Source organism: Microbacterium trichothecenolyticum, from assembly GCF_041938625.1.
In the GTDB taxonomy this organism is placed as follows: domain Bacteria; phylum Actinomycetota; class Actinomycetes; order Actinomycetales; family Microbacteriaceae; genus Microbacterium; species Microbacterium trichothecenolyticum_D.
In genome coordinates, this window is record NZ_CP169427.1 from 208,636 (window position 1) to 230,113 (window position 21,478).

A 21,478-nucleotide genomic window follows, 5' to 3' on the forward strand; every position below is an offset into this window, starting at 1 on the left:
CCATGGCCCGGTGGGTCTGATCACGGACTCGCGCGGAGTTACTGGCCGTGGATGAATCTCTCGGCGTGTTCGACGGCTTTGTGGAACGAGTCGTTGCGCAGTGAGATCGCGGGATCGTCCGCCACGGTCTTGCCGGGGATCTCGGTGTACCCGGTGAGCCCGGGCGGCCGCAGAACCCAGATGCCTCCGTACGGGGGCAGGTAGAACACGGCGAAGGAGCGTTCCGACTGGTCGTCCTCCCAGACCGGGACCACGGCTACGGCGGCGCCCGTGTCGACGTTGATCCATTGTGCCCGTGGTCGGGGCTGGTCGGCGTCGTACACCGCCGGGTCGAGGAATGGGGCGGTGCCTTCCCCGAACCGCTGTTCGAACCGTTCGTGGAACACGGGGAAGAACGTGTAGTCGTACCGCCGCCAGGCGCTCGCCTTCTCTGTCACTGTGCACCTCTTCGCTTGTCGTCTCTGCGCCAGCGGATCAGGCTCTGGCGAGGTGTCCGTCGTGCACCCGGGGCGGGGCGAGGTGCGGGATAGGCACGGGCTTGGTCCGCTGCGGGGTGGTGCCGAGGTCTGCGAGGACGTCGTGCGCAGTGGCGTACCGGGTGGGCCGGGCGAGGTCTCGCATCCAGGCCACCTCGCACTGGTTGGCATCGGCTTCCCAGATCCGGGCCACGGTGCGGTGCGTGTGCCGCGGCGGGTATCGGGTGTCGATGATCACCCATTCGCCGGGGGCGATCGTGCTGAGTTCGAATCGGCTGTTGTCGACGGTCATGATCGTTCGTCCATCAAGGTCGTTGGTGGCGCCGGGCGTCACCGTGCTTCCGTTACATCGATGACTGTCAGCGTGGCGGCCGATCTCGGAGGAGGGCGGCGGCCCGGCCCACCTGAACACGGGCACCGTGGGGTGCGGGCGTCGCACACGAGACTGCGACGGCTCGACAGGGAACGACGCGGGCGAGGCGCGCCGCCACCTCACGAGATCGGCGTGCTGACTGACAGCAGGTGTGTTCTGTTGGATGCTTCGAACCGGCACAGCTCTCAAGGATCTGTGCCCTGCGCTATAGATTTGTTGTATCACTCGTGACAGGCTGATGCAAGAGGAAAATCCTGGGATGCGGGATGCGGGGAGTGTGAGGCGATGGTGGAGAGCGGGGTGGATGACGCGCAGGGGGTGTACGGGATCTCCGTCGCCGCCGAGCTGGTCGGCATGGGGGTGCAGAACCTCCGTGCGTATGAGGCGCGTGGCCTGCTCGAACCAGGGCGCACGAGGGGTGGCACACGCCGCTACAGCGCCAACGATCTGGTCCGGCTCCGCCGGATCAGCGAACTGCTCGCGGCCGGACTGAACATCGCGGGCATCGCGATGGTGCTGCACCTGGAAGACGAGAACACCCGACTCCGCGAGATGCACGCTGTCCTCACCGCCGAGCACTCCTGACGACCTCGCTCACGCCCGAGCCTCGCGCTGCGAGCGGGCGAAGATCCAGCTCGCCAGCCAGGCGAGGAGGAGTGCGGCGACGATGATCAATCCGAACGAATCGAGGTTCGTCGCCGCGATGACCTCGACAGGGGCCCACCGGATCCCGGCGGAGTCGACGAGCACGCCGCACAGGCCGACGGTTCCGACGATGAACGCAACGGTGACCGAGAGCAGGATGAGGGCGGCGTTGTAGCGGCGGCGCCGCTCGGGGCGATCCGCCGACCAACGGTAGAGCCTCGCCGTGACGATGCTGTTGATGCCGTCGCACGCGACCATTCCCGCCGTGAACAGCAGCGGCAGGACCATGGCGGCGTACCACGGCATGACGATGCCCGCTCCGCCGGCGATCAGAAGCAGCGCGATCGTGGAGGCGGTGTCGAAACCCAGCCCGAACAGCAGGCCGACGACGAACATCTTCCACGGAGCATCCAGCGTCGCCGCGGTGCGCGCGATGATCAGCGAGATAGGGCCACCCGGCACCGCGGCACTCTGACCGCCGGCGTCTCCGCGCGCGCGACGGAGAAGCCGCACGAGGATGACAAGGTTCGCGGTCGCCATGGCCAGGAGGAAGATGCTCGACACCGTCGGCCCCCACACCCCGGTGAAGACCGCCAGCGGAGAATCCTCCGCGCCGATCTGGGAGGTGAGGGCTCCGACTCCGGCCGTCACAAGGCCGACCGCGACCAGCACCACCGTGGAATGCCCCAGCGCGAACCACAGGCCGACGCTCGACGGGTCCCTCCCGTCGTCCACCAGCTTGCGGCTGGTGTTGTCGATGGCGGCGATGTGGTCGGCGTCGAACGCATGGCGCATGCCGAGCACGAAGGCGGTCACGGCGAGGCCGATCCCGAAGGTGGACGTGCCCGCCTGATAGTCGCCGGGCAGCACCACGAGAGTGAACAGCGTCCAGCTGACGAGCAGCAGAGCGCCCGCGACGACCAGCACGCGGCGCGCGGTCGGTGTCATGCGATTCATGGATGCCTCGTTCCCGGCCGCATCGGTGGCAGAAGGCCCCGCCCCGAGCGCGCCGCTTCGTTCGTGTTCTCAACCGACATGCGCAGGCTCCCGGTCGAGCCGCGCCCCGCCGAGGAGGACGCCGCCCAGCGGACTGTCGTGCGCGGCGTCGCCGAGATAGCGCAGCACCGTTCCTCCCCTGTCGAGCTCCAGGCGGGTCGCGCCGGGGACATCGGCGACGGGCTCTTGGTGGCCGACGGCGATGATGCTGTCCATGACCCGGTTCGCGCCGAGGATTCCGGGCACGCGGGCATCGCCGCGCACCTCGAGGGTCTCGCGAACGAGCGGCCCGATCGTGTCAGACACATCCGTGTCCGCCGTAAGCCGGCCGCCGAGCTCCCCGGTGCGGCCGAGGACGAGGGTCTCGCGCAGGACCGCCGACGACAGGCGTCCGAGCCTGATGGTCAGTGACCGCGTGAGGGAACCGGCATCCGTGATCACCGTCGGAAGCCCGTCCCAGGTGAGGTGTGCGTCGGGCTCGAGGTCGACGCGGGCGTGCCACTGCGACGCGTCGCCGGTCTCGCCCGGGCGCCCGTAGACGATGAGGCCGCCGATGTCGACGAGGCAGAGGGTGCAGCCCTCGCCGACGGTGATCCGGAGGCGTACGTCGTCGCCGGGAAGGAGCATCGCGCGCCCGGCGACCAGCGCGACCTCGACGGATCTCCCGTGCCGACGCACGAGTCGCGGCACGACGAGCTCGCCCTCCAGCGTGCAGGACACCCCCACTCCTCGAGGCGAGATGTCGACGACGGTGGGGATCACGGGTCAGGGGTGCACGTGGTCGGCGTGGCTGTGCGCGGGCTCATCTGCGGCGTGCGCGTGCGGCGCCGCGCCGTCCTCGTGCGAGTGGAGGAAGCCGTTGCCGTCCTCGTCGGCATGGAAGTGGGGCGCCATCGGACCCGGATCCTGCGGGATGTGCGAGCCCGCGCGGTGTGCGGCCAGCACGGAGAGCACCCACGCGCGCAGCGCGGCCACCGATGCGGCGTCGCTGCGCGACAGGGCGAGCACCGGTCGGTCGTCGCGCGCGGCGGTCGCATCGGCGACCATCTGCGGGACGTCCACCCCGACGTACGGGGCGAGGTCGGTCTTGTTGACGACCAGGAGGTCGGCGCGGCCGATGCCGGGTCCGCCCTTGCGCGCGACGTCGCCGCCGCCGGCGACGTCGAGCACGAAGATCTGCGCGTCGACGAGCGCGGGCGAGAACGTGGCGGTCAGGTTGTCGCCGCCGGACTCGATCACGACCATGTCGAGCGGAGCGAACGCGCGCTCGAGGTCTTCGGCGGCCAGGAGGTTGGCGGTGACGTCGTCGCGGATCGCGGTGTGCGGGCACGCGCCGGTCTCGACGGCGATGATGCGCTCGGGCTCGAGCACGCCGGCCGAGCGGAGGAAGCGGGCATCCTCGTCGGTGTAGATGTCGTTCGTGATGACGCCGATGCGGATCTCGTCGGCGAGCGCGCGGCAGATCGTCGCGATCAGCGATGACTTGCCGGTGCCGACGGGACCGGCGACGCCGAGGCGCAGGGCGCGGGATGCGGTGGATTCAGGCACGGAAGAGCCTCCTGGTGGATCGCGCGTGGGCCTCGGCCCACGCTTCGGATTGTGGTGCGGTGAGTGCGGGGATTTCGGTGGGGTCGGTGATCGCGGCGATCGCGGCCAGGCGGTCTTCGACGCCGCTGCACAGTTCGGCCACGAGCGACACGAGCTCGAGCGGATCGCGCGGCTCGAGCTTGAGCACGGCGGCGGCGGCCGCCTGCATGTCTTCGTAGACCACGAGTCGCGCCAGCTCCCGCGGCGCGATGTCGAGACCGGCGGCGATGACCCCGAGCACGCACGGCCGCGGCGGCGGGCTGGGACGTGCACGCCACACGGCGATGACCTCGTCCCCCGGAAGCAGCGTGCCGCCCACGCGCAGGTACCCGCGGGCCAGCACCCGGGCGGCGTCGCGCTGCGCCTCGCTCGGGGTGCGGGCTGCCCACGCGGCCTCGACCGCGTCGAGATCGCCGCCCGCGAGGCGGGCGTGCCGCGCGGCGACGGCGGTGCCCGCCTCGACGAGGGTGGTCGTCTCAGCCCTGCCGTGCAGGAGCGCACCGAGGTGCGAAGCATCCACCCCCGCCATCACCGCAGGCTCGACGCCCGCCGAGTGGGCGTGACCGCCCGAGGGCAGCCGCGCGTCGGCCAGCAGCAAGGCGGCGGTGGAGGCGGAGAGCGGTGGCATCAGAACAGCTGGTAGAGCTGGGCCAGGGGCAGTCGTGCGGCGGGCGCGGGCTCGACGCGGTCGCCGTCGATAGAGATGTCGAAGGTGTCGGGTCGGATGTCGATGCGGGGGAGCGCGTCGTTGTTGCGCATGTCGGCCTTGCCGACCTCGCGCGTCGAGCGCAGCGGCAGGAGGCGGCGGGTGAGTCCCAGGCGCTCCTCGAGGCCGGCGTCCAGCGCCGCGGGAGCGACGAACGAGACCGACAGGGAGCCCCCGATCGCGTCGGCGAACGAGGGACGCATCAGCACCGGCTGCGGCGTCGGGATCGACGCGTTCGGGTCGCCGAGCGCCCCCCACACCAATCCTCCGCCCTTGACGACGACGCTGGGGCGGAAGCCGAAGAACCGCGGATCCCACAGCACCAGGTCGGCGAGCTTGCCGACCTCGACCGAGCCGACCTCGCCGTCGATGCCATGGGCGATCGCCGGGTTGACGGTGTACTTGGCCACATAGCGGCGGGCGCGTTCGTTGTCGGCGGGAAGGTTCCCGCCGAGCGAGCCGCGGCGGGCTTTCATGACATGCGCGACCTGCCAGGTGCGCGTGATCACCTCGCCGATGCGGCCCATCGCCTGGGCGTCGGAGGACGTGATCGAGATCGCCCCCATATCGTGCAGGATGTCTTCCGCCGCGATCGTCGTGGCACGGATGCGGGACTCCGCGAACGCGAGATCCTCGGGCACGCCCGGGTTGAGGTGATGGCAGACCATCAGCATGTCGAGGTGCTCGGCGACCGTGTTCACGGTGTGCGGCAGAGTCGGGTTCGTCGACCCGGGGATCACGTACGGCAGGCTTGCGATCGACAGGATGTCGGGCGCATGGCCTCCGCCGGCACCTTCGACATGGAAGGCATGGATGCTGCGTCCCGCCATCGCCGCGATGCTCGACTCGACGAAGCCGGCCTCGTTGAGCGAGTCGCTGTGCAAGGCGACCTGCAGCCCCCACTCCTCGGCGGCGCGCAGGCTGGCGTCGATCGCCGCGGGCGTGGAGCCCCAGTCCTCGTGGACCTTGTAGCCGGCCGCGCCGGCCAGCGCCTGCTCTTCGAAGGCGGCCGCCGACACCGTGTTGCCCTTGCCGAGGAGCAGCACGTTCACCGGCAGCCGGTCGAGCGAGCGGTGCATGTGCTCGAGATGCCAGGCGCCGGGGGTGACCGTCGTCGCCTTCGAGCCCTCGGACGGCCCGGTACCCCCGCCGACGATCGTCGTGATGCCGGTGGCGAGCGCCTCGTGGATCTGTGAGGGGGAGAGGAGGTGCACGTGGGAGTCGATCGCCCCGGCCGTGAGGATCTTCCCCTCGCCCGAGATCACGTCGGTGGAGGGGCCGATGACGAGCCGCGGGTCCACCCCGTCGGCGATGTCCGGGTTGCCCGCACGCCCGATGCCCACGATCCGTCCGTCACGGATGCCGACATCCGCGCGGACCACGCCCCACCAGTCGAGGATCACGGCGTTGGTGATGACGGTGTCGAGTGCGCCGTCGGCGCGCGAGACGGTGCTCTGCGCCATCGATTCGCGGATCGACTTTCCGCCGCCGAATACCGCCTCTTCGCCGCCGACGGTGAGATCGTCTTCCAGCTCGATCCACAGGTCGGTGTCGCCGAGCCGGATCTGGTCGCCCGTGGTGGGCCCGTAGATGCGGGCGTACCGCTCGCGCTCGATGCGCACCATCAGTCGTCCTCCGTCGATCGGATCTGGATGCCGGCCACCCGGCGACTCCCGCGGAGCGACACCGCGGCGACGCGCTTCGAGACGCCGGGCTCGAACCTCTCGGACGTGCCTGAGGGGATGTCGAGCCGGAACCCCGCGGCGGCGGCGCGATCGAATTCGAGCGCGGCGTTCACGTCGGGAAGGTGGATGTGCGAGCCGATCTGCACCGGCCGATCGCCGGTGTTGAGGATCACGAGCTCGAGCCGCTCGTCGGCGGTCCGATCCGCGTTGAGCTCGATCCATCCGGGGCGCACCCGGATGGCGCCGGGTCCGGATGATGAACCTGATGCCATGGCAGCTCCTCAGTCGATCGGATGGTGGAGGGTGACGAGCTTGCGGCCGTCGGGGAACGTCGCCTCGACCTGAACGTCGGCGAGCATGTCGGCGACGCCGTCCATCACGTCGTCCCGGCTCAGCACCGTGCGTCCTTCGGTCATCAGCTGAGCCACTTCCGCTCCGTCGCGGGCGCGCTCGATGACCCAGGTCGACAGCAGTGCGACCGCCTCCGGATGGTTGAGCTTGACGCCGCGCTCCCGGCGGTCGCGCGCCACCATGCCCGCCACAGCGAGCAGCAGCTTCTCCGTGTCCGCTGGTGACAGGTGCATGGGGTGCTCCCTCCGTCGTCGATGTGTCAGAAGTCTGCCATCGCTCGGGAGCAGTGATGTTCTATCGCGCGCGCGAAGCACGCCGAAAACCCCGGAAAATCAATGGAAATCACGAAACCGGCGGTCGCTTTGTTTACATGCTCGATACGTTCGAGCAATGGCAATGTAATGCCGCGGCCCCAGGGTGGGACCCAACCTGCAGCGCCCGTGCGCTCGGTTCGCACCCCACCGCATCACACCCGAAACGCACCGCATCACCCCGAAACGGAGCACAGCATGATCACCACCCACAGGAAGCGCCTCCGGGCGATCCTGGCCGCGGGAGCGCTCGTCACGAGCGCCGCCCTCGTCCTCTCCGGCTGCGGCAGCCGCGCCGGTGACGCCGCCCCGACCGAGTCGGCCGCGGCCGCCGAGAGCTGCGTCGACACGTCCGGCGACACCATCAAGCTCGGCTTCCTCAACTCGCTCACGGGCGGGATGGCGATCTCCGAGAAGACGGTGTCGAACGTCCTGCACATGGCCGCCGACGAGATCAACGCCGACGGCGGCATCCTCGGCAAGCAGATCGAGTACATCCAGGAGGACGGCGCCACCGACTGGCCGACGTTCGCGGAGAAGACCGAGAAGCTCCTCACCCAGGACTGCGTCGCCGCGATCTTCGGCGGGTGGACCTCCTCGTCGCGCAAGGCCGTCAAGCCCGTCGTCGAGGAGCACAACGGGCTGTTCTTCTACCCCGTGCAGTACGAGGGCCTCGAGTCGTCGCCGAACATCTACTACACCGGGGCGACGACCAACCAGCAGATCATCCCCGCAATGGACTTCCTCGCCTCCCAGGGCGTCGAGACGCTGTTCCTCGCGGGATCCGACTACGTCTTCCCACGCACGGCAAACGCGATCATCAAGCTGTACGCCGCGGAGCTCGGCATCGAGATCGTCGGCGAGGAGTACGTGCCCCTCGACAAGGACGACTGGACCACCCAGGTGGCGAAGATCGCCGCGGCGGACCCCGACTACATCTTCAACACGATCAACGGCTCGTCCAACGTCGGCTTCATCAAGGCCTACTACGACGCCGGCCTCTCGCCCGAGACGACGCCGATCATCTCGGTGTCGATCGCCGAGGAGGAGGCCCCGGCGATGGGCCACGAGGTCACCGGCAACTACGCGTCGTGGAACTACTTCCAGTCGCTCGACACCCCGAACAACCCCGCGTTCATCGAGGCGTGGAAGGCGTACCCCGGCTCGAGCGGAGTGACCTCCGACCCGATGGAGGCCGCGTACATCTCGATGTATCTCTACAAGGCCCTCGTCGAAGCGGCCGGATCCTTCGACGTCGACGCGATCAACGCCGCGGCGACCGAGAACGAGATCACCGTCGACGCGCCCGAGGGCGTCGTCACCCTCGACGGTGAGAACCACCACATCTCGAAGCCGGGCCACATCGGCAAGATCAACGCCGACAACCAGTTCGACATCGTCTGGGCGTCCGACGAGTTCATCGAGCCCGACCCGTACCTCTACGAGTACGACTGGTTCCCGGCGAGCGTCCGCGACTCCCTGGTCGCCGCCGCGGGCTGATTCCGCAACGGATGCTGCGACCCCGTGCCGCACGCACGGCACGGGGTCGCAGCATCCACCCGATCCGCACCCCGCGTTCGCACCGAACGCACTCGTCCAGAAGGGAGTGATCGCACATGGAAGCACTCATCCCCCCGCTGCTCAACGGCAGCGCCGTGGGTGCGCTGCTGCTGCTGGCGGCCCTCGGGCTCACGCTCATCTTCGGTCAGATGGGGGTGATCAACATGGCGCTCGGCGAGTTCATCATGGTCGGCGCCTTCGTCACCTACCTGACCCAGCTCGTCATCCCCTCCAGCGACATCTCCATCCCGGTCGCGCTCCCGGTCGCGTTCGTGGTGGCCGGTCTCCTCGGACTGCTGCTCGAGGTCAGCATCATCCAGTGGATGTACCGGCGGCCTCTCGACACGCTGCTCGCTACCGTCGGCGTCTCGCTGATCCTGCAGCAGGTGGCGCTGCAGATCTTCCCCGCTCAGGGCGTCCCCGTCGAGAACCCCGGCTGGCTCCAGGGCCAGATCGACGTCTTCGGCTACGCGTGGCCCTACCGCCAGGCGTTCACCATCCTGCTCGCCGGGGTCTGCGTCGCCGCGCTCGCCGCGTGGCTCAAGTACACGTCCTTCGGGCGCCGCATCCGGGCGACCGTGCAGAACCGGGACCTCGCCGAGACCGTCGGCGTGCGCACCCGCAACGTCGACCGCATCACGTTCTTCGTCGGGTCGGGACTCGCCGGCGTCGCGGGCGTCGCCGCCTCACTGATCGGCGGCACGAACTCCCAGATGGGCGTGCAGTACATCATCCCCGCCTTCCTGGTCGTGGTCGCCGGCGGGATCGGCCAGATCAAGGGCACCGTAATCGCCGCATGGGTGATCGGTGTCGCGATGGCGTTCTTCGCGGACTGGACGAGCGGCAGCCTCGCGCAGGTGCTCGCCTTCGTCCTCGTCGTGGTCTTCCTCCAGGTCCGCCCGCAGGGCCTGTTCACCGTGCGCACGAGGGGGCTGGCATGACCGAACTGACGAAGGCCGATACCGTGAGCCCCGTCGCCAAGCCCGACGCCCGGGATCGCAGGCAGTGGCTGTCACTCATCGGCATCGGGGTGTTCGCGGTGCTCCTCCTGGTGGTCGCCCCCAATGTGCTCTCGATGCACTGGATCAACAACCTGGGCAAGTACAGCGCCTGGGCGATCGTCGCGGTCGGCATCGGCCTCGCCTGGGGTCGCGGCGGCATGCTCGTCATGGGGCAGGGCGTGTTCTTCGCGCTCGGTGCCTATGCGATGGCGATGCACATGACCCTCGAGACGGCGGGGCCTGGTGCGACTCCCACCTTCATGATCCTCTACGACCCGCTGGCCGCGGTTCCCGCGTTCTGGGAGCCGTTCCGCAGCGAGCTGTTCACCGTGCTGGCGATCGTGCTGCTGCCGGTGATCGTGGCGGGAGTCCTGGGATTCGCACTGTTCAAGCGCCGAGTGAAAGGGGCGTACTTCGCGATCCTGACCCAGGCGCTCGCCGTCGCGCTGGCGGTGCTGGTCAGCTCGACGATCCGTGAGACCGGGGGCGACACCGGGCTGAGCGATTTCAAGTACTTCTTCGGCTACGTCCTGAACGACGACGCGAACAAGCTCATGATCTACATGATCACCGTGGGCCTGCTCATCGTGTGCATGCTGGTGGCATGGCAGCTCTATCGCAGCCGCTTCGGCGAGCTCCTGCTCGCAACGCGTGACGCCGAGGATCGCGTGCGGTTCCTCGGTTACGACCCGGCCAACATCAAACTCGTCGCCTTCGTGATCGCCGCGGTCATGGCGAGCATCGGCGGGGCGATGTTCGTGCCCCTCGTCGGCATCATCACGCCGCGGGAGATCGGCGCGTCCGCATCCATCCTGTTCATCGCCGGCGTGGCACTCGGGGGGCGGGCTTCGCTCTTCGGCCCGGTGCTCGGGGCGATGGCGATCGGCTGGGGGCAGTCGAGCCTCGCGTCGAGCTGGCCCGAAGGGTGGATCTACATCCTCGGCCTGCTGTTCATCGTGGTGACGCTGTTCCTCCCGAACGGACTCGCCTCGCTCTTCAGCAGGATGTGGACCGCGGCGCGGAGCACGGCAGACAGGCCCAGAAAGGCCGACAGGAGGCTGGCAGCATGAGCGCGACCGACGCGACGCCTCCCCTCGCCGACGCGGGGGAGCCGTTGACTCCCGATGCCGAGACATCCGTGAAGGTGTCGAACCTCACGGTGACCTTCGACGCGTTCACGGCCGTGAACGACGTGAGCCTGCTCATGCTCAAGGGGCAGGTGCACTTCCTGATCGGGCCGAACGGCGCCGGCAAGACCACGCTCGTCGACGCGCTGACCGGGCTCGTCCCGGCCTCCGGCACGGCGACGTACGACGGCATGGACCTGCTGTCCATGAAGACGAACAAGATCATCCGCGCGGGGGTGGGCCGTACATTCCAGACCGCAACGGTCTTCGATGAACTCTCGGTGCTGCAGAACCTCGACATCGCCGGCGGGGTCCACCGCAAGGCGTGGCGGCTGCCGCTCACGCGTCGCGGCGTCCCGTCGTATGTCGAGGAGGCGCTCGAGACGATCGGGCTGACCGCTCTGCGCGACAAGCCGGCCGGAACCCTCGCGCACGGCCAGAAGCAGTGGCTCGAGATCGGGATGCTGCTCGTGCAGGACGCCAAGGTGATGTTCCTCGACGAGCCCGTCGCCGGCATGAACGCCGACGAGCGCGACGAGACGGGGCAGCTGCTGCGCCGCATCGGCGACGAGCGCACGATCATCGTGATCGAGCACGACATGGACTTCGTCCGCAACTACGCCGAATGGGTGACGGTCATGCACATGGGCAAGCTCCTCACGGCGGGGACGGTCGAGCAGGTGCAGGCCGACAAGCGGGTCCAGGAGGTCTACCTCGGGTCGGCCGCGGACGCCGCCGTCGAGGGGAAGGGCGATCACTGATGCTCGAGATCAAGGGAGTCACCGCCGGCTACGGGCGCACCAAGGTGCTCCACGACGTCACCGTCGAGATCCCCACCTCTCAGGCGGTGTCGGTCATGGGCCACAACGGCGCCGGAAAGACGACGCTCCTCCGTGTCGCCACCGGGCTGATTCCGGTGATGAGCGGCCAGGTGCTGATCGATGGCGAGGACGTCACACGGATGCCGCCTTCCAAACGCGTGCAGCGCGGACTGGGGTACGTCCCCCAAGGGCAGCAGTCGTTCCCGCAGATGACGACCCTCGAGAACCTGCAGCTGGTCGCGAAGCGGCAGTCCGACATCGACGAGGTCTTCGACCTGTTCCCGGTGTTGAAGGAGCTGTTGGCCCGCCGCGCCGGCCTGCTCTCCGGAGGTCAGCGCCAGCAGCTGGCGATCGCCCGCACGCTGCTGACGAAGCCGAGACTCCTCGTGCTCGACGAGCCGACCGAGGGCATCCAGCCCAACATCGTCGCCGACATCGAGCGCGTCATCATCGACCTCACCCGCCGCGGCGACCTCTCGGTGCTCCTCGTCGAGCAGCACGTCGGCTTCGCCCTGCGGTCCACGAACACGTTCTACGTGCTGCAGTCCGGCCGGATCACGATGACCGGCGAGGGAGGTGCCGCCGCCATCGACACCGTCCGCGGCGCGATGGCGATCTGAACCAGATCGATTCGCCGCGGCAACAGGGGCGAAACACGCCTCCGGCATGATCCAGACAGTGGAAGCGCTGGAGGTGAGTGTGCATGCGCTGGGCGTGAGAGCCGGCGCGCGGGGTGGGGACGCACGCTCCGCCGCCGAAGACAGCCTCGAGGACTACGCGTTCCGCTACGTGCCGCGCTCGTTCCGTCGCTGGAGCGCCCTCTCCGTCGGCGGCACCGCCCTCGGTTCCATCGCCTTCCTCGCCGACTTCTCGATCGGGGCCAGTGTGGGTCTCGAGCACGGCACGACGAACGCCGTCCTCGGCATCCTGCTCGCCTCCGTCATCATCTTCGTGGTCGGGTTCCCCGTCGCGTACTACGCGGCGCGGTACAACCTGGACCTCGACCTCATCGCCCGGGGCTCGGGCTTCGGCTATCACGGCTCGATCATCACGACGGTGGTCTTCGCGGGCTTCACGTGCATCTTCTTCGCGCTCGAAGGCGCGATCATGGCCCAGGGCCTGGAAGTCGCGGTGGGGATTCCGCTGCCGATCGGCTACGTGATCTCGACGGTGGTCGTGATCCCGATCGTGGTCTACGGCATGCGCGCGCTGGAGCGGCTGCAGTTCTGGACCACGCCTCTCTGGCTCGCGCTCGCCCTCCTCCCGCTCATCTGGGTCGTGTTCACGCAGCCCGACGCGGTGACCGAGTTCATCGGGTTCGAGGGTGCCTCCGACGGCACGGTGAGCTTCAGCGCCATCGTCGCGAGCGCTGCCGTGTGCTTCGCGCTGACGCCGCAGCTCGCCGAGCAGATCGACTACATCCGGGTCATGCCGCCCCGCACGGCCGCGAACTCGCGGTCCTGGTGGGCGGCGTTCGTCTTCAGCGGTCCCGGGTGGGTGATCTTCAGCGGAACGAAGCAGGTGATCGGGCTGTTCCTCGCCGTCTATCTCGTGACGAAAGTCGACCCGGCGCTCACCGACCGCGCCGCCGAGCCGGTGAAGCAGTTCCTGGGCATGTACCAGTCCCTGGTGCCGGACTGGATCGCCCTCGCACTCGTGCTCGTTCTGATCGTCGTCGCGCAGGTCAAGATCAACGTGACGAACGCCTACTCCGGCTCGCTCGCCTGGTCCAACGTCTACACGCGGGTGAAGAAGCGGTACCCCGGCCGGACGGTCTTCGTGATCTTCAACCTCGCGATCGCGCTCTCGCTCATGCTGATGGACGTGTTCAGCCTCATCTCCTTCGTGCTGAGCCTGTATGCGAACGTCGTCATGGCGTGGTTCGTCACGATCTCGGCCGACATCGTGATCAACAAGCACCTGCTGCGGCTGTCTCCGCTCTTCCCGGAGTTCCGCCGCGGAATGCTCCACAACTGGAATCCCGTCGGCCCGGTCTCGGTGGGCCTGGCCTCGGTGCTCTCCCTGCTGTGCTTCGCCGGCGCGTTCGGGCCGGCGATGCAGCCGTTCTCGGTGCTCGTCGCGATCGGCGTCGCGGTCGTCGTCACGCCGCTCATGGCGATCGCGACCCGTGGGCGCTACTACCTGCGACGGACATCGGACGGCATCCCGAGCCCGATCCTCGACAGCGACGGCAATCCCTCCGGCGAGCGGCTGCGCTGCCATGTCACCGGCTACACGTTCGAGCGGCCGGATATGCTGGCCTCGGCCGAGTCAGGACCACGGGGCGAGCTGCAGTTCGTCTCGTCCCTGGCGCTGACGCTCGACGACTCCGACCGGTACGTCCTCCCGGCGGAGCCGGCCACCACGCTCCATCGAGACGGGCGGGGAAGGATGCTGTGATGGACGAGATCGTCGACACCCCGTCTGCGATCCTCGCGAGCGCCGCCCTGCTGCTGCGGCAGCGCACCTTCGAAGACGTCTCCTACCTCGAACTCGCCGAGGCCACCGGGGTCTCGGAGCGCACGATCTACCGTCGATTTCCGACCAGGTCGCACCTCCTCGAGGCCCTGGCGCGCTGGATCGAGGCGGAGCACTTCCCGGTCCCGGACTTCCGCACGGCGAGCGAGTTCCGTGACGCGGTGCGGGCACGGTTCCGCGCGTACGACGCCGAACCGGCCTTCGCCTTCGTCGCGGCCCGCGGCGGCGCGCTCTCTCCGACTGCGGACGACCCGGCCGCACCGATCACCGAGGCGATCGTCTCGATGATCGACGCCGTGGCGCCGGGCCTGAACCGTCGCGACGCGCGGCGGGCCGCAGCATCCATCCGCTATTTCGCCTCGCCGATGTTCTGGGCGCGGATGCGGACCGGGTTCGACATGAGCGCCGACGAGACGTTCGGGGTGTTCGATCTCGCCCTGCGGCGGGTGCTGCCCGCGGCGACCGAGGCGAATCGGGCGGCGTGATGGCGACGCCTCCACCGGCGTCGCAGATCTCGGGGACGCAGGCGGCGATCCTGGCCGCGTACGCCGAGCTCATCGAGGAGGTCGGCACCGACGACGTCTCGTTCCGACTCATCGCGCTGCGCGCGGGCGTCGGCGAGCGCACGGTCTTCCGCTACTACCCGACGCGCGTCGACCTCCTGCTTGCGACCTCCGCATGGATCGAGCGCACGATCTTCACCCGCGCGGAGTCGGATTCGATCTTCGACGTGCCGATCGCGATTCGCGAGGCGATGGAGGCGTACGACCGCCGGCCCGAGCTGGCGCACGTCGTCGCCGAGACGGCGATGCGGGGCGTGAACGGCGCCGACCCGGCACCCCATCGCGACGACTTCGACGGGATGCTGCGCCGCGAGGTGCCGTCGCTGGGCGACGACGATCGCCGGGCCGTCGTGGCGGCGCTGTGCCACCTCGACTCCTCGGCGACCTGGGTGACGATGCGCCGCGAACTCGGGATGAGCGGCCGCGACATCGCCGACGCCGCCACGTGGGCTGCCGAAGCGATCCTGGACCCGGTCCGCGACCTCGGCGGTGGGGACGGGACGCGATCGTAAGGGGGCCACGAATGGCGCCACGGCCGTTGTCAAAGTCCTCATCGCTGACTAGATTCATTGTTCCCGAGGGAAGGACACAGACTATGAGCCGCGATCGCTGAAATACCAAAGCGAGCCCCCGCCCGACCTGGTCGCGCGGGGGCTTCGTCCTTCCCTAAGGGAGCGAGGATGGTGGTGTGGATTCACCCGCCGCCGCCTTCATCGACCGCACGCTACGGGCCGAGGCGTCGGAGTGGCGCACCTGGGCGGACGGAGACGCGTCGGTCGGCGGGCTGCGGGTCTACGGCGCCTCGGTGGGAGCGATCCGGGGTACCGTCCGCGACGCGCTCAGGCGACATCGCGGACTCCCGCACGACGAGATCACCGCCCTCGCGTCGGAGCTGTGGGCGGTGCCTGTCTTCGAGCGCCGCTTTGCAGCGATCGTGCTGCTGCAGGGGCAGGTGGACGCGCTCACCGGCAACGACCTCACTCGCATCGAGGGGTTTCTCCGCGACGCCCGCATCCCAGATCTCATCGAGCCGCTGGCCTTGGATGTGGTGCGGCCGCTGCTCGCCCGACTGACGGGCAATGGGGCAGATCGTGCCCGCCGCATCGTGAACCGCTGGGCCTCGGCGGATGCCGAGGGTCTCCGCGCCGCCGCCGCTCTCCTGTGACGGCCGGCACCCGCGACTGGACACATCGCCCGATCACCGGGCGAGGCGCTCCGACCTGCTCCCGTCCCGGCCGCGCGGCTAGCCTGTGGGCATGCCGTTGCTCCGAGCCGTCGTCGTGCCGGGGCTTGGCGCGATCGCCCTATTGGCCGCGGCGGGGCGGGCGATGCGGCTCCTCGGCGGCGACGACCCACGCGAGGACCGGGCCGTGCGTGCGCTCCAGAACGCGTTCGGCCACCGGCCGGACGACGGCGATGCCGCCGTCGCGACTGGCACCGCCGATCCGACTGGGCCACGCGAGCCGATCGACCGGGTCACCGCGCCGCTCTCGTGGTATTCCGGCGTGCCGCAGACCATCGCGAACGGGGCGATCTGGTGCGGCGTCACCTGGTTGTTGACGCGCGACCGGCGCTCAGCGGTCGCCCCTGCCGCGGTGCTCGCGCTCGAGACCGCGTGCTTCGTCGCATCCGCGGCGCTCGTGGGGCGGCCACGACCCGAGGGGGTGTGGCGCCCGGAGCAGCCGCACGCGACGTCGTCGTTCCCGTCCGGGCACACGGCGGCAGCCTTCGCACTCCACGGCACGCTCGCCGACCTGCTCGATCGTCACGGCGCCCGCGGCGCGCGGCTCCTCGGCCCGATTATTCGGTACGGGATTCCGGGAGCGATCGCGTTCTCGCGGGTCTACCGCGGCCAGCATCACATCTCGGACACCGTCGCCGGCGTCATCCTGGGACGGTGGAGCGCCGGTGTGGTGCGGCAGGGGCTGATCTCGTCGTAGGCGGCCTGTCGCCGCTTCGCTCACGGGCCTCTCTGGCCGCTGTGGTGTGAATCGGGGTAGAACGGGTTTCATGGGATCCCCGCTGCTGTTGGGGCCGATGCTCCGCTACGTCGACGAGACCTCGGCCAGCATCTGGGTGGAGACGCAAGCCGAGTGTCTGGTGAGCGTCCACGCCGCGGGACGGGCGTGGCAGGCCCGCAGCTTCGCTGTGCACGGCCACCATTTCGCGCTGGTTGAAGTCGACAGGCTAGAGCCTGGCAGCGTCCTGCCCTACCGGGTCGAGATCGACGGGGTCCCTGTTTGGCCCGACCCCGGCTCGGAGTATCCGGCATCGGTGATCGCGACGCGCGCGCCCGGGCAACGGTCGCGGATCGCCTACGGGTCGTGCCGCACCAGTGTCGCGCACGACCGGTCAGGCAACCGAACCCATGGCGTCGATTCGCTGCGTGCCTTCGCGCTCGCGGTGGCAGACGGCCGCCAGGTGCGGCCAGACCTGCTGCTCTTCCTTGGCGACCAGGTGTACGCGGATTCGACCACGAAGGAGATGCAGGCATTCATCCGCAGCCGTCGCGACATTCACAAGGAGCCGGGCAAGGAGCTCAAAGACTTCGAAGAGTACGCCCACCTCTACCAACTGGCATGGTCGGATGACGCGAATCGGTGGCTGCTCTCCTGCGTACCGAGCGCGATGATCTTCGATGACCACGACATCCGCGACGACTGGAACGCCTCGCTCGATTGGAAGAGGAAGATGGAGGCCACCACCTGGTGGCACGAACGCATCGTCGCCGGCTTGGCGTCGTACTGGGTGTACCAGCACCTCGGCAACCTGTCTCCCCGCGAACGTGCCGCTGACGAGATGTGGCAGCAGGTCAGTGGGCGCCGGGACGCCGCTGCCCGCGACCTCACCGCGGCGCTGGACGAATTCGCCGACCGCTGCGACAAGGACCCGAACAGCTACCGCTGGAGTTACTCCCGAGACTTCGACGGGACCCGTCTGATCGTCGTGGATTCCCGCGTCGCGCGAGATCTCACTCCGTCGGCTCGGGGGCTGCTGAACGCTCGCGAGCTCTCGTGGCTCGACGACCACATGCAGGGCGGATTCCGCCACGTGCTGATCGCCACCTCGCTCCCGTTCCTCCTGCCCTTGGGTTTGCATCATGTCGAAGCCTGGGATGAGGCGATCGCACAGGGCGCGTGGGGCCGACTGGCCGCGTGGGTGGGCGAACGGCTGCGGCGCGCCTTCGACCTGGAACACTGGGCGGCGTTCCAGAACAGCTTCCAGGCGGTTGCCGGGATTGCGATGGAGCTGGCAGACGGCGATCGCGGTCCGTCGCCGATGACGGTGACCTTCCTGTCCGGTGACGTGCACTACTCGTATCTGGCCGAGGTCGAGCGCGAGAGCGGCAGCCGCATCGTGCAGGCAGTCTGCTCACCCGTGCGGAATCCCTTGCCCCGCTTCCTGCGTTGGTTCTCTGCCCTGATGTCGTACGGCGCGGCGACACCGCTCGGTGCCGCAGCCGCGCATTCGGCGAAGGTTCCCGACCCCCCGTTCCGCTGGAAGACAGCGAAGGGTCCGTGGTTCGACAACAACCTCGCGCTGCTGCAGGAGGGACCCGACGGATTCACCATGACCTGGCATACGGGGGTGATTGAAGACGGAGACGAGCGACATCCTCGTCTCGAGGAGGTGGCATCGCTCACGGTTCCGGCGAAGAGAGACTCCGAACTGTCGTCCTGATCGGCTGCGCAGCTGGTCAGTGGAGGGTTTCGCCCCGCTTCAGCATTTCGACGTACTCGGCGACACGTGCTGCGCGCGACGCGGGTCGCTTCAGGTTGGCGACGCGGAAGGCCATCGCGAAGCGGTTCTGCGCCGACTGGGACGCGAAGGCCTCCGCGATCTTCGGGTCCGCGTCCAGGGCCTCCTGCAGTTCCTCGGGAAGGTCGCCGTCGCGCTGCCGATACGCGCGGTCCCATCGGCCGTCCGCCTTCGCGCGGTCGATCTCGAGCTGACCCTCGGGACGCATGCGGCCTTCCTCGATCAACCGGGTCACGTGGCCGATGTTGACCCTCGACCAGATGCTCCGCGATCGTCGGGGTGTGAAGGTCTGCAGGAAGTAGTCGGCGTCGAGGGACTGCTTCTGCCCGTCGATCCATCCGAAGCACAGTGCGACATCGAGCGCCTCGGCGTACGTGATCCCGGGCCGGGTCGTGGCCGTCTTCCGCAGTCGCAAGCGGATCCCGGTCGGGTCGGGGTTCGAGTCCAGCCAGGCCTCCCAGTCCGCGACGGTGTCAAGGTGCAGTTCGGGTTTGTTCGCGCGGTCGACCATGGCGGCATGGTAGCGGCCGTCAGAGCATCGGTGACCCACCTCTGCATACGTGACGTTGAACGCGCTAACCGCCGACGAAGCCCTCCGTGACGACCTGTGCTCCCGCCTGCGCGCAGAGCTGAGTGATCGTCGGGAACGCGGCGAGCCATTCATCTGTCCCGATCAACGTCGTGCCCAGCGCGCCAGGCGGGCTGTCGGGGATCGATGCCTGGAGATCAGCGACGGCTTGGCTGAGGACGGTCTCGCCCGAGATGGGTGCCCTGTCGAAGACGCGGGTCGCCAGACGATTCCATGCTTGCTGCTCCTGCGCTTGCATCCGTCCGTCTCGCAGCGCCGCCTCGGCGTTGAACTGGATCGTCAGGACATCCGAGATCGCCGCGCACGTGTCAGTGTCCGTGACCTCAGCAGCATCAGTCCTGGCTGCGGCATCCGTGGTGGGCGACGACTGCGCGCCGGCCGCCGCAGCGGGCGGGGAGGGTGTCGGCTTCGCGCCTTCGGCTGCAGCGTCCGACGCGGTGCAACCGGCCAGCGTCAGCGCGCTTGCGACTGTCACCGCCCCGATCAGAGTGCGTCGACGGGCGCGACCGGCGCCCCGTGTCTGTCCAGCTGTGTGGGCCAAGCCACTGTCCTCTCGGTGTGTGCGGCGCCTGCTGGCGCTGCATCTCCATGGTCATCGTCACACCCCTCGCGGTGAGCTCGTCGTAGACGACGCCAGCAAGTTCTCGGCCGCACTCTGGCAGTGAGGTTGTGGCGCGGAGTACTGTGCTCGCATGCGACGGGGGCTGTCGCGGCATCCGCAGTGGTGTCTTCTCCTGGGCAGTGCTGCCGCCGCACCGGGCGGCATCACAGCGCGTGACGTCGAGAAGCTGTATCGCATCCCTCCCGACTGAGTCTTCTCTCGTGGTGCGCCGGCTGCGCTGTTGCTATTGCTTGGGCACGGCGAGTCTGAAGCGGATCTCGGGGTCGATGAGGTGAGTGGTGTTCGATGCCGGAGGGTGACAGGAGACGGGGGACTCCACAGAGAGGAGGAAACCATGGGGAAAGTGGTCATGAATGCGTCGGTCTCGGTGGATGGCTTCATCGCGGCCGAGAACGACGATCCCGGTCCGCTGTTCGAATGGCTGGTCAGCGGTGACGTGCCGTTGGATGACAGTGGTGTGCTGAACGTGTCGCAAGCGTCGTACGACCACATCCGGCCGTACTGGGACGAGATCGGGGTGACCATCGCCGGCCGCCACGTCTTCGACATCACGGAGGGCTGGGACGGGAAGCCGCCGAGCGGGATCGACCACGTCGTCGTTGTGACGCACCGACCGGCACCCGAGGGCTGGGACCTCGACGCATCCTTTTCCACTTCGTCAACGGCATCGAGGCGGCCGTGACCAAGGCGCAGGAGCTCGCGGGCGGCCGCACCGTCGAGGTCGCTGCCGGCGACGTCGGCGGCCAGGTGCTTGCCGCTGGCTTTGTCGACGAGGTGCGCATGGATGTCGCGCCCGTCGTCTTCGGGACTGGCAAGCGCTACTTCGGCTCCGTCGACTCGCAGCGACTGCTGGAAGACCCAGACGTGGTCGTTCAGGGCAACCGGGTGCTTCACCTGCGCTATCGGGTGCGCCGCCGGTCGATCTGAGTGGCCCCGGCTGCGCTTGTATCACCGCCGCCGGACGGGAACCTCAGCGAGGACCGGTCGTCACATCCGGTCGCTGCGGCCTCGACTCGACGGCTGGGCGGCCTCGAGCAGTTCGGCGCCGAGCGTCTCGGTCAGCCAGGCGCACCAGGTCGAGACGGTGCGCCAGTCGTCGGCGATGATGTCGTACGCGTCGGGCGTCCACATCCAGTCGGCGGGAGGCTCTCGCCTGCCGACGGCGAGCCGTTTGAGCTGCAGGAGCGGGAGGCGGGGGTGGTCGGCCCGGTATCCGCGAGGCGCGGTCTTGAGGGCGTCGTCGCGGAGGAGTTCGAAGCCTGCGCTGCGCAGCTCCTCGAGCAGCGCGTCGAGATCCTCGGCGGTGCGCGGATCGTCGACGGCTTCGCGGAAGCGGGCCAGCGCCAAGGGCGGCACGTCATACACGCCGCCGCCCAGCATCAGACCTTCCTCGCTCAGCTGCACATAGTGCGCCACCCGCGCCTGCGAGACCATGCCGATGTGCAGCTTGTAGGGCGTCTTGTCGGCGCTGAAGCGGACGTCGCGATACGGGCGGAAGATCTTCACCGCCCCGAACTCGGGCTCGAGCTCCGCCCCGAGCGCCTCGAATGGCCCACGGACGGCCGCGTCGTAGCGCGCCTTGTTGGCCGCCCACCACGTCTTCGTGTTGTCGGCGCGAAGCTCGGCAAAGAACGCAACGGCGTCGCGATCGAGTCCTTCGAATCCCACCCGCCGATCGTAGCGAGCGGATGCTGCGGGAACGGAGCTCCGCCGCGGAGTCAACCGCATCGGGCGCTCGAGCCACGCCGAGCGCCTCGAACCTGTCATGGGTGAAGTAGCACGCCGACGGCCGTGCGGGCACACCGCCGGGAGCGCTGTCAACCCCCGT

24 protein-coding genes and 1 pseudogene are annotated in these 21,478 nt (G+C 68.8%); 13 read left to right on the top strand and 12 right to left on the bottom strand.

All coding sequences use genetic code 11. The features are described 5' to 3' along the window. Positions 1-38 precede the first annotated feature (38 nt). Together ACEYYH_RS01035 and ACEYYH_RS01040 are read right to left on the bottom strand one after the other, a co-directional pair. Complete coding sequence (locus ACEYYH_RS01035; protein WP_374976453.1) at positions 39-437, bottom strand: hypothetical protein; 399 nt, start codon at positions 435-437, stop codon at positions 39-41. A 37-nt stretch (positions 438-474) separates the two neighbouring features. Beyond that, positions 475-768, bottom strand: a complete 294-nt coding sequence (locus ACEYYH_RS01040) for a hypothetical protein (protein ID WP_374976454.1) — start codon at positions 766-768, stop codon at positions 475-477. 381 nt (positions 769-1,149) lie between these two features. On the opposite strand from ACEYYH_RS01040, the gene ACEYYH_RS01045 reads away from it, so the two are divergent. Then, positions 1,150-1,434 carry a MerR family transcriptional regulator gene (locus tag ACEYYH_RS01045; RefSeq protein ID WP_374976455.1) on the top strand — a complete coding sequence of 95 codons (285 nt, stop codon included), beginning with the start codon at positions 1,150-1,152 and terminating at the stop codon, positions 1,432-1,434. A gap of 9 nt (positions 1,435-1,443) precedes the next feature. Here ACEYYH_RS01045 and ACEYYH_RS01050 read toward each other — a convergent pair whose 3' ends face one another. From ACEYYH_RS01050 to ACEYYH_RS01080, 7 genes are all read right to left on the bottom strand, one after another. After that, on the bottom strand, positions 1,444-2,451 hold the full coding sequence (locus ACEYYH_RS01050; RefSeq protein ID WP_374976456.1) for a HoxN/HupN/NixA family nickel/cobalt transporter: 1,008 nt from the start codon (positions 2,449-2,451) through the stop codon (positions 1,444-1,446). A 69-nt stretch (positions 2,452-2,520) separates the two neighbouring features. Then, positions 2,521-3,210 (bottom strand): urease accessory protein UreD, encoded by a 690-nt coding sequence (locus ACEYYH_RS01055; protein WP_374976457.1) that lies wholly within the window; start codon positions 3,208-3,210, stop codon positions 2,521-2,523. A 45-nt stretch (positions 3,211-3,255) separates the two neighbouring features. Continuing rightward, positions 3,256-4,038, bottom strand: coding sequence for an urease accessory protein UreG (ureG, locus tag ACEYYH_RS01060; RefSeq protein WP_374976458.1), 783 nt, complete (start codon positions 4,036-4,038; stop codon positions 3,256-3,258). Next, complete coding sequence (locus ACEYYH_RS01065; RefSeq protein ID WP_374976459.1) at positions 4,031-4,705, bottom strand: urease accessory protein UreF; 675 nt, start codon at positions 4,703-4,705, stop codon at positions 4,031-4,033. Before ACEYYH_RS01065 ends, ureG begins: the two co-directional genes overlap by 8 nt. Further along, positions 4,705-6,408, bottom strand: coding sequence for an urease subunit alpha (locus ACEYYH_RS01070; protein WP_374976460.1), 1,704 nt, complete (start codon positions 6,406-6,408; stop codon positions 4,705-4,707). The genes ACEYYH_RS01065 and ACEYYH_RS01070 overlap by 1 nt, the downstream gene beginning before the upstream one ends. After that, positions 6,408-6,740 carry an urease subunit beta gene (gene ureB / locus ACEYYH_RS01075; RefSeq protein WP_374976461.1) on the bottom strand — a complete coding sequence of 111 codons (333 nt, stop codon included), beginning with the start codon at positions 6,738-6,740 and terminating at the stop codon, positions 6,408-6,410. The genes ACEYYH_RS01070 and ureB overlap by 1 nt, the downstream gene beginning before the upstream one ends. Before the next feature lie 9 nt (positions 6,741-6,749). Continuing rightward, positions 6,750-7,052, bottom strand: a complete 303-nt coding sequence (locus tag ACEYYH_RS01080) for an urease subunit gamma (RefSeq protein WP_116194926.1) — start codon at positions 7,050-7,052, stop codon at positions 6,750-6,752. A gap of 276 nt (positions 7,053-7,328) precedes the next feature. On the opposite strand from ACEYYH_RS01080, the gene urtA reads away from it, so the two are divergent. The 11 genes from urtA (at position 7,329) to ACEYYH_RS01135 (ending at position 18,361) form a co-directional block, all read left to right on the top strand. After that, positions 7,329-8,630: an urea ABC transporter substrate-binding protein gene (gene urtA / locus ACEYYH_RS01085; RefSeq protein WP_374976462.1), complete on the top strand. Its 1,302-nt coding sequence runs from the start codon at positions 7,329-7,331 to the stop codon at positions 8,628-8,630. A gap of 116 nt (positions 8,631-8,746) precedes the next feature. Then, a complete protein-coding gene (gene urtB, locus ACEYYH_RS01090) occupies positions 8,747-9,631 on the top strand; it encodes an urea ABC transporter permease subunit UrtB (RefSeq protein ID WP_374976463.1) in 885 nt (294 codons plus the stop codon). Beyond that, positions 9,628-10,761, top strand: a complete 1,134-nt coding sequence (urtC, locus tag ACEYYH_RS01095) for an urea ABC transporter permease subunit UrtC (protein WP_374976464.1) — start codon at positions 9,628-9,630, stop codon at positions 10,759-10,761. The genes urtB and urtC overlap by 4 nt, the downstream gene beginning before the upstream one ends. Further along, on the top strand, positions 10,758-11,579 hold the full coding sequence (gene urtD, locus ACEYYH_RS01100; RefSeq protein WP_374976465.1) for an urea ABC transporter ATP-binding protein UrtD: 822 nt from the start codon (positions 10,758-10,760) through the stop codon (positions 11,577-11,579). The genes urtC and urtD overlap by 4 nt, the downstream gene beginning before the upstream one ends. Continuing rightward, entirely contained in the window at positions 11,579-12,259 is a 681-nt protein-coding gene (gene urtE / locus ACEYYH_RS01105; RefSeq protein WP_374976466.1) for an urea ABC transporter ATP-binding subunit UrtE, read from the top strand. The genes urtD and urtE overlap by 1 nt, the downstream gene beginning before the upstream one ends. A 46-nt stretch (positions 12,260-12,305) precedes the next feature. Further along, entirely contained in the window at positions 12,306-14,039 is a 1,734-nt protein-coding gene (locus ACEYYH_RS01110; protein WP_374976467.1) for a purine-cytosine permease family protein, read from the top strand. Beyond that, positions 14,039-14,602: a TetR/AcrR family transcriptional regulator gene (locus ACEYYH_RS01115; protein WP_374976468.1), complete on the top strand. Its 564-nt coding sequence runs from the start codon at positions 14,039-14,041 to the stop codon at positions 14,600-14,602. The genes ACEYYH_RS01110 and ACEYYH_RS01115 overlap by 1 nt, the downstream gene beginning before the upstream one ends. Beyond that, complete coding sequence (locus ACEYYH_RS01120) at positions 14,602-15,192, top strand: helix-turn-helix domain-containing protein (protein ID WP_374976469.1); 591 nt, start codon at positions 14,602-14,604, stop codon at positions 15,190-15,192. Before ACEYYH_RS01115 ends, ACEYYH_RS01120 begins: the two co-directional genes overlap by 1 nt. A gap of 176 nt (positions 15,193-15,368) precedes the next feature. Then, a complete protein-coding gene (locus ACEYYH_RS01125) occupies positions 15,369-15,845 on the top strand; it encodes a DNA alkylation repair protein (protein WP_374976470.1) in 477 nt (158 codons plus the stop codon). Between the two features lie 91 nt (positions 15,846-15,936). Further along, positions 15,937-16,620, top strand: a complete 684-nt coding sequence (locus ACEYYH_RS01130) for a phosphatase PAP2 family protein (RefSeq protein WP_374976471.1) — start codon at positions 15,937-15,939, stop codon at positions 16,618-16,620. A 70-nt stretch (positions 16,621-16,690) separates the two neighbouring features. After that, complete coding sequence (locus ACEYYH_RS01135) at positions 16,691-18,361, top strand: alkaline phosphatase D family protein (RefSeq protein WP_374976472.1); 1,671 nt, start codon at positions 16,691-16,693, stop codon at positions 18,359-18,361. Between the two features lie 16 nt (positions 18,362-18,377). On the opposite strand, the gene ACEYYH_RS01140 is transcribed toward ACEYYH_RS01135, so the two are convergent. Further along, positions 18,378-18,950 carry a YdeI family protein gene (locus ACEYYH_RS01140; protein WP_374976473.1) on the bottom strand — a complete coding sequence of 191 codons (573 nt, stop codon included), beginning with the start codon at positions 18,948-18,950 and terminating at the stop codon, positions 18,378-18,380. A 64-nt stretch (positions 18,951-19,014) separates the two neighbouring features. After that, a complete protein-coding gene (locus ACEYYH_RS01145; RefSeq protein ID WP_374976474.1) occupies positions 19,015-19,503 on the bottom strand; it encodes a hypothetical protein in 489 nt (162 codons plus the stop codon). 481 nt (positions 19,504-19,984) lie between these two features. On the opposite strand from ACEYYH_RS01145, the pseudogene ACEYYH_RS01150 reads away from it, so the two are divergent. Continuing rightward, positions 19,985-20,577, top strand: a pseudogene (locus tag ACEYYH_RS01150) (dihydrofolate reductase family protein). Between the two features lie 60 nt (positions 20,578-20,637). On the opposite strand, the gene ACEYYH_RS01155 reads toward ACEYYH_RS01150, so the two are convergent. After that, positions 20,638-21,318, bottom strand: coding sequence for a DUF2461 domain-containing protein (locus tag ACEYYH_RS01155; RefSeq protein ID WP_374976475.1), 681 nt, complete (start codon positions 21,316-21,318; stop codon positions 20,638-20,640). Positions 21,319-21,478: the final 160 nt, after the last annotated feature.

Coding starts and splice junctions, on each gene's coding strand:
- urtA (WP_374976462.1), top strand. CDS start 7,329: ATGATCACCACCCACAGGAAGCGCCTCCGGGCGATCCTGGCCGCGGGA.
- ACEYYH_RS01110 (WP_374976467.1), top strand. CDS start 12,306: ATGATCCAGACAGTGGAAGCGCTGGAGGTGAGTGTGCATGCGCTGGGC.
- urtB (WP_374976463.1), top strand. CDS start 8,747: ATGGAAGCACTCATCCCCCCGCTGCTCAACGGCAGCGCCGTGGGTGCG.
- ACEYYH_RS01135 (WP_374976472.1), top strand. CDS start 16,691: ATGGGATCCCCGCTGCTGTTGGGGCCGATGCTCCGCTACGTCGACGAG.
- ACEYYH_RS01040 (WP_374976454.1), bottom strand. CDS start 768: ATGACCGTCGACAACAGCCGATTCGAACTCAGCACGATCGCCCCCGGC.
- urtD (WP_374976465.1), top strand. CDS start 10,758: ATGAGCGCGACCGACGCGACGCCTCCCCTCGCCGACGCGGGGGAGCCG.
- ACEYYH_RS01130 (WP_374976471.1), top strand. CDS start 15,937: ATGCCGTTGCTCCGAGCCGTCGTCGTGCCGGGGCTTGGCGCGATCGCC.
- urtC (WP_374976464.1), top strand. CDS start 9,628: ATGACCGAACTGACGAAGGCCGATACCGTGAGCCCCGTCGCCAAGCCC.
- ACEYYH_RS01065 (WP_374976459.1), bottom strand. CDS start 4,705: ATGCCACCGCTCTCCGCCTCCACCGCCGCCTTGCTGCTGGCCGACGCG.
- ACEYYH_RS01115 (WP_374976468.1), top strand. CDS start 14,039: ATGGACGAGATCGTCGACACCCCGTCTGCGATCCTCGCGAGCGCCGCC.
- ACEYYH_RS01080 (WP_116194926.1), bottom strand. CDS start 7,052: ATGCACCTGTCACCAGCGGACACGGAGAAGCTGCTGCTCGCTGTGGCG.
- ACEYYH_RS01070 (WP_374976460.1), bottom strand. CDS start 6,408: ATGGTGCGCATCGAGCGCGAGCGGTACGCCCGCATCTACGGGCCCACC.
- ureB (WP_374976461.1), bottom strand. CDS start 6,740: ATGGCATCAGGTTCATCATCCGGACCCGGCGCCATCCGGGTGCGCCCC.
- ACEYYH_RS01050 (WP_374976456.1), bottom strand. CDS start 2,451: ATGAATCGCATGACACCGACCGCGCGCCGCGTGCTGGTCGTCGCGGGC.
- urtE (WP_374976466.1), top strand. CDS start 11,579: ATGCTCGAGATCAAGGGAGTCACCGCCGGCTACGGGCGCACCAAGGTG.
- ACEYYH_RS01140 (WP_374976473.1), bottom strand. CDS start 18,950: ATGGTCGACCGCGCGAACAAACCCGAACTGCACCTTGACACCGTCGCG.
- ACEYYH_RS01120 (WP_374976469.1), top strand. CDS start 14,602: ATGGCGACGCCTCCACCGGCGTCGCAGATCTCGGGGACGCAGGCGGCG.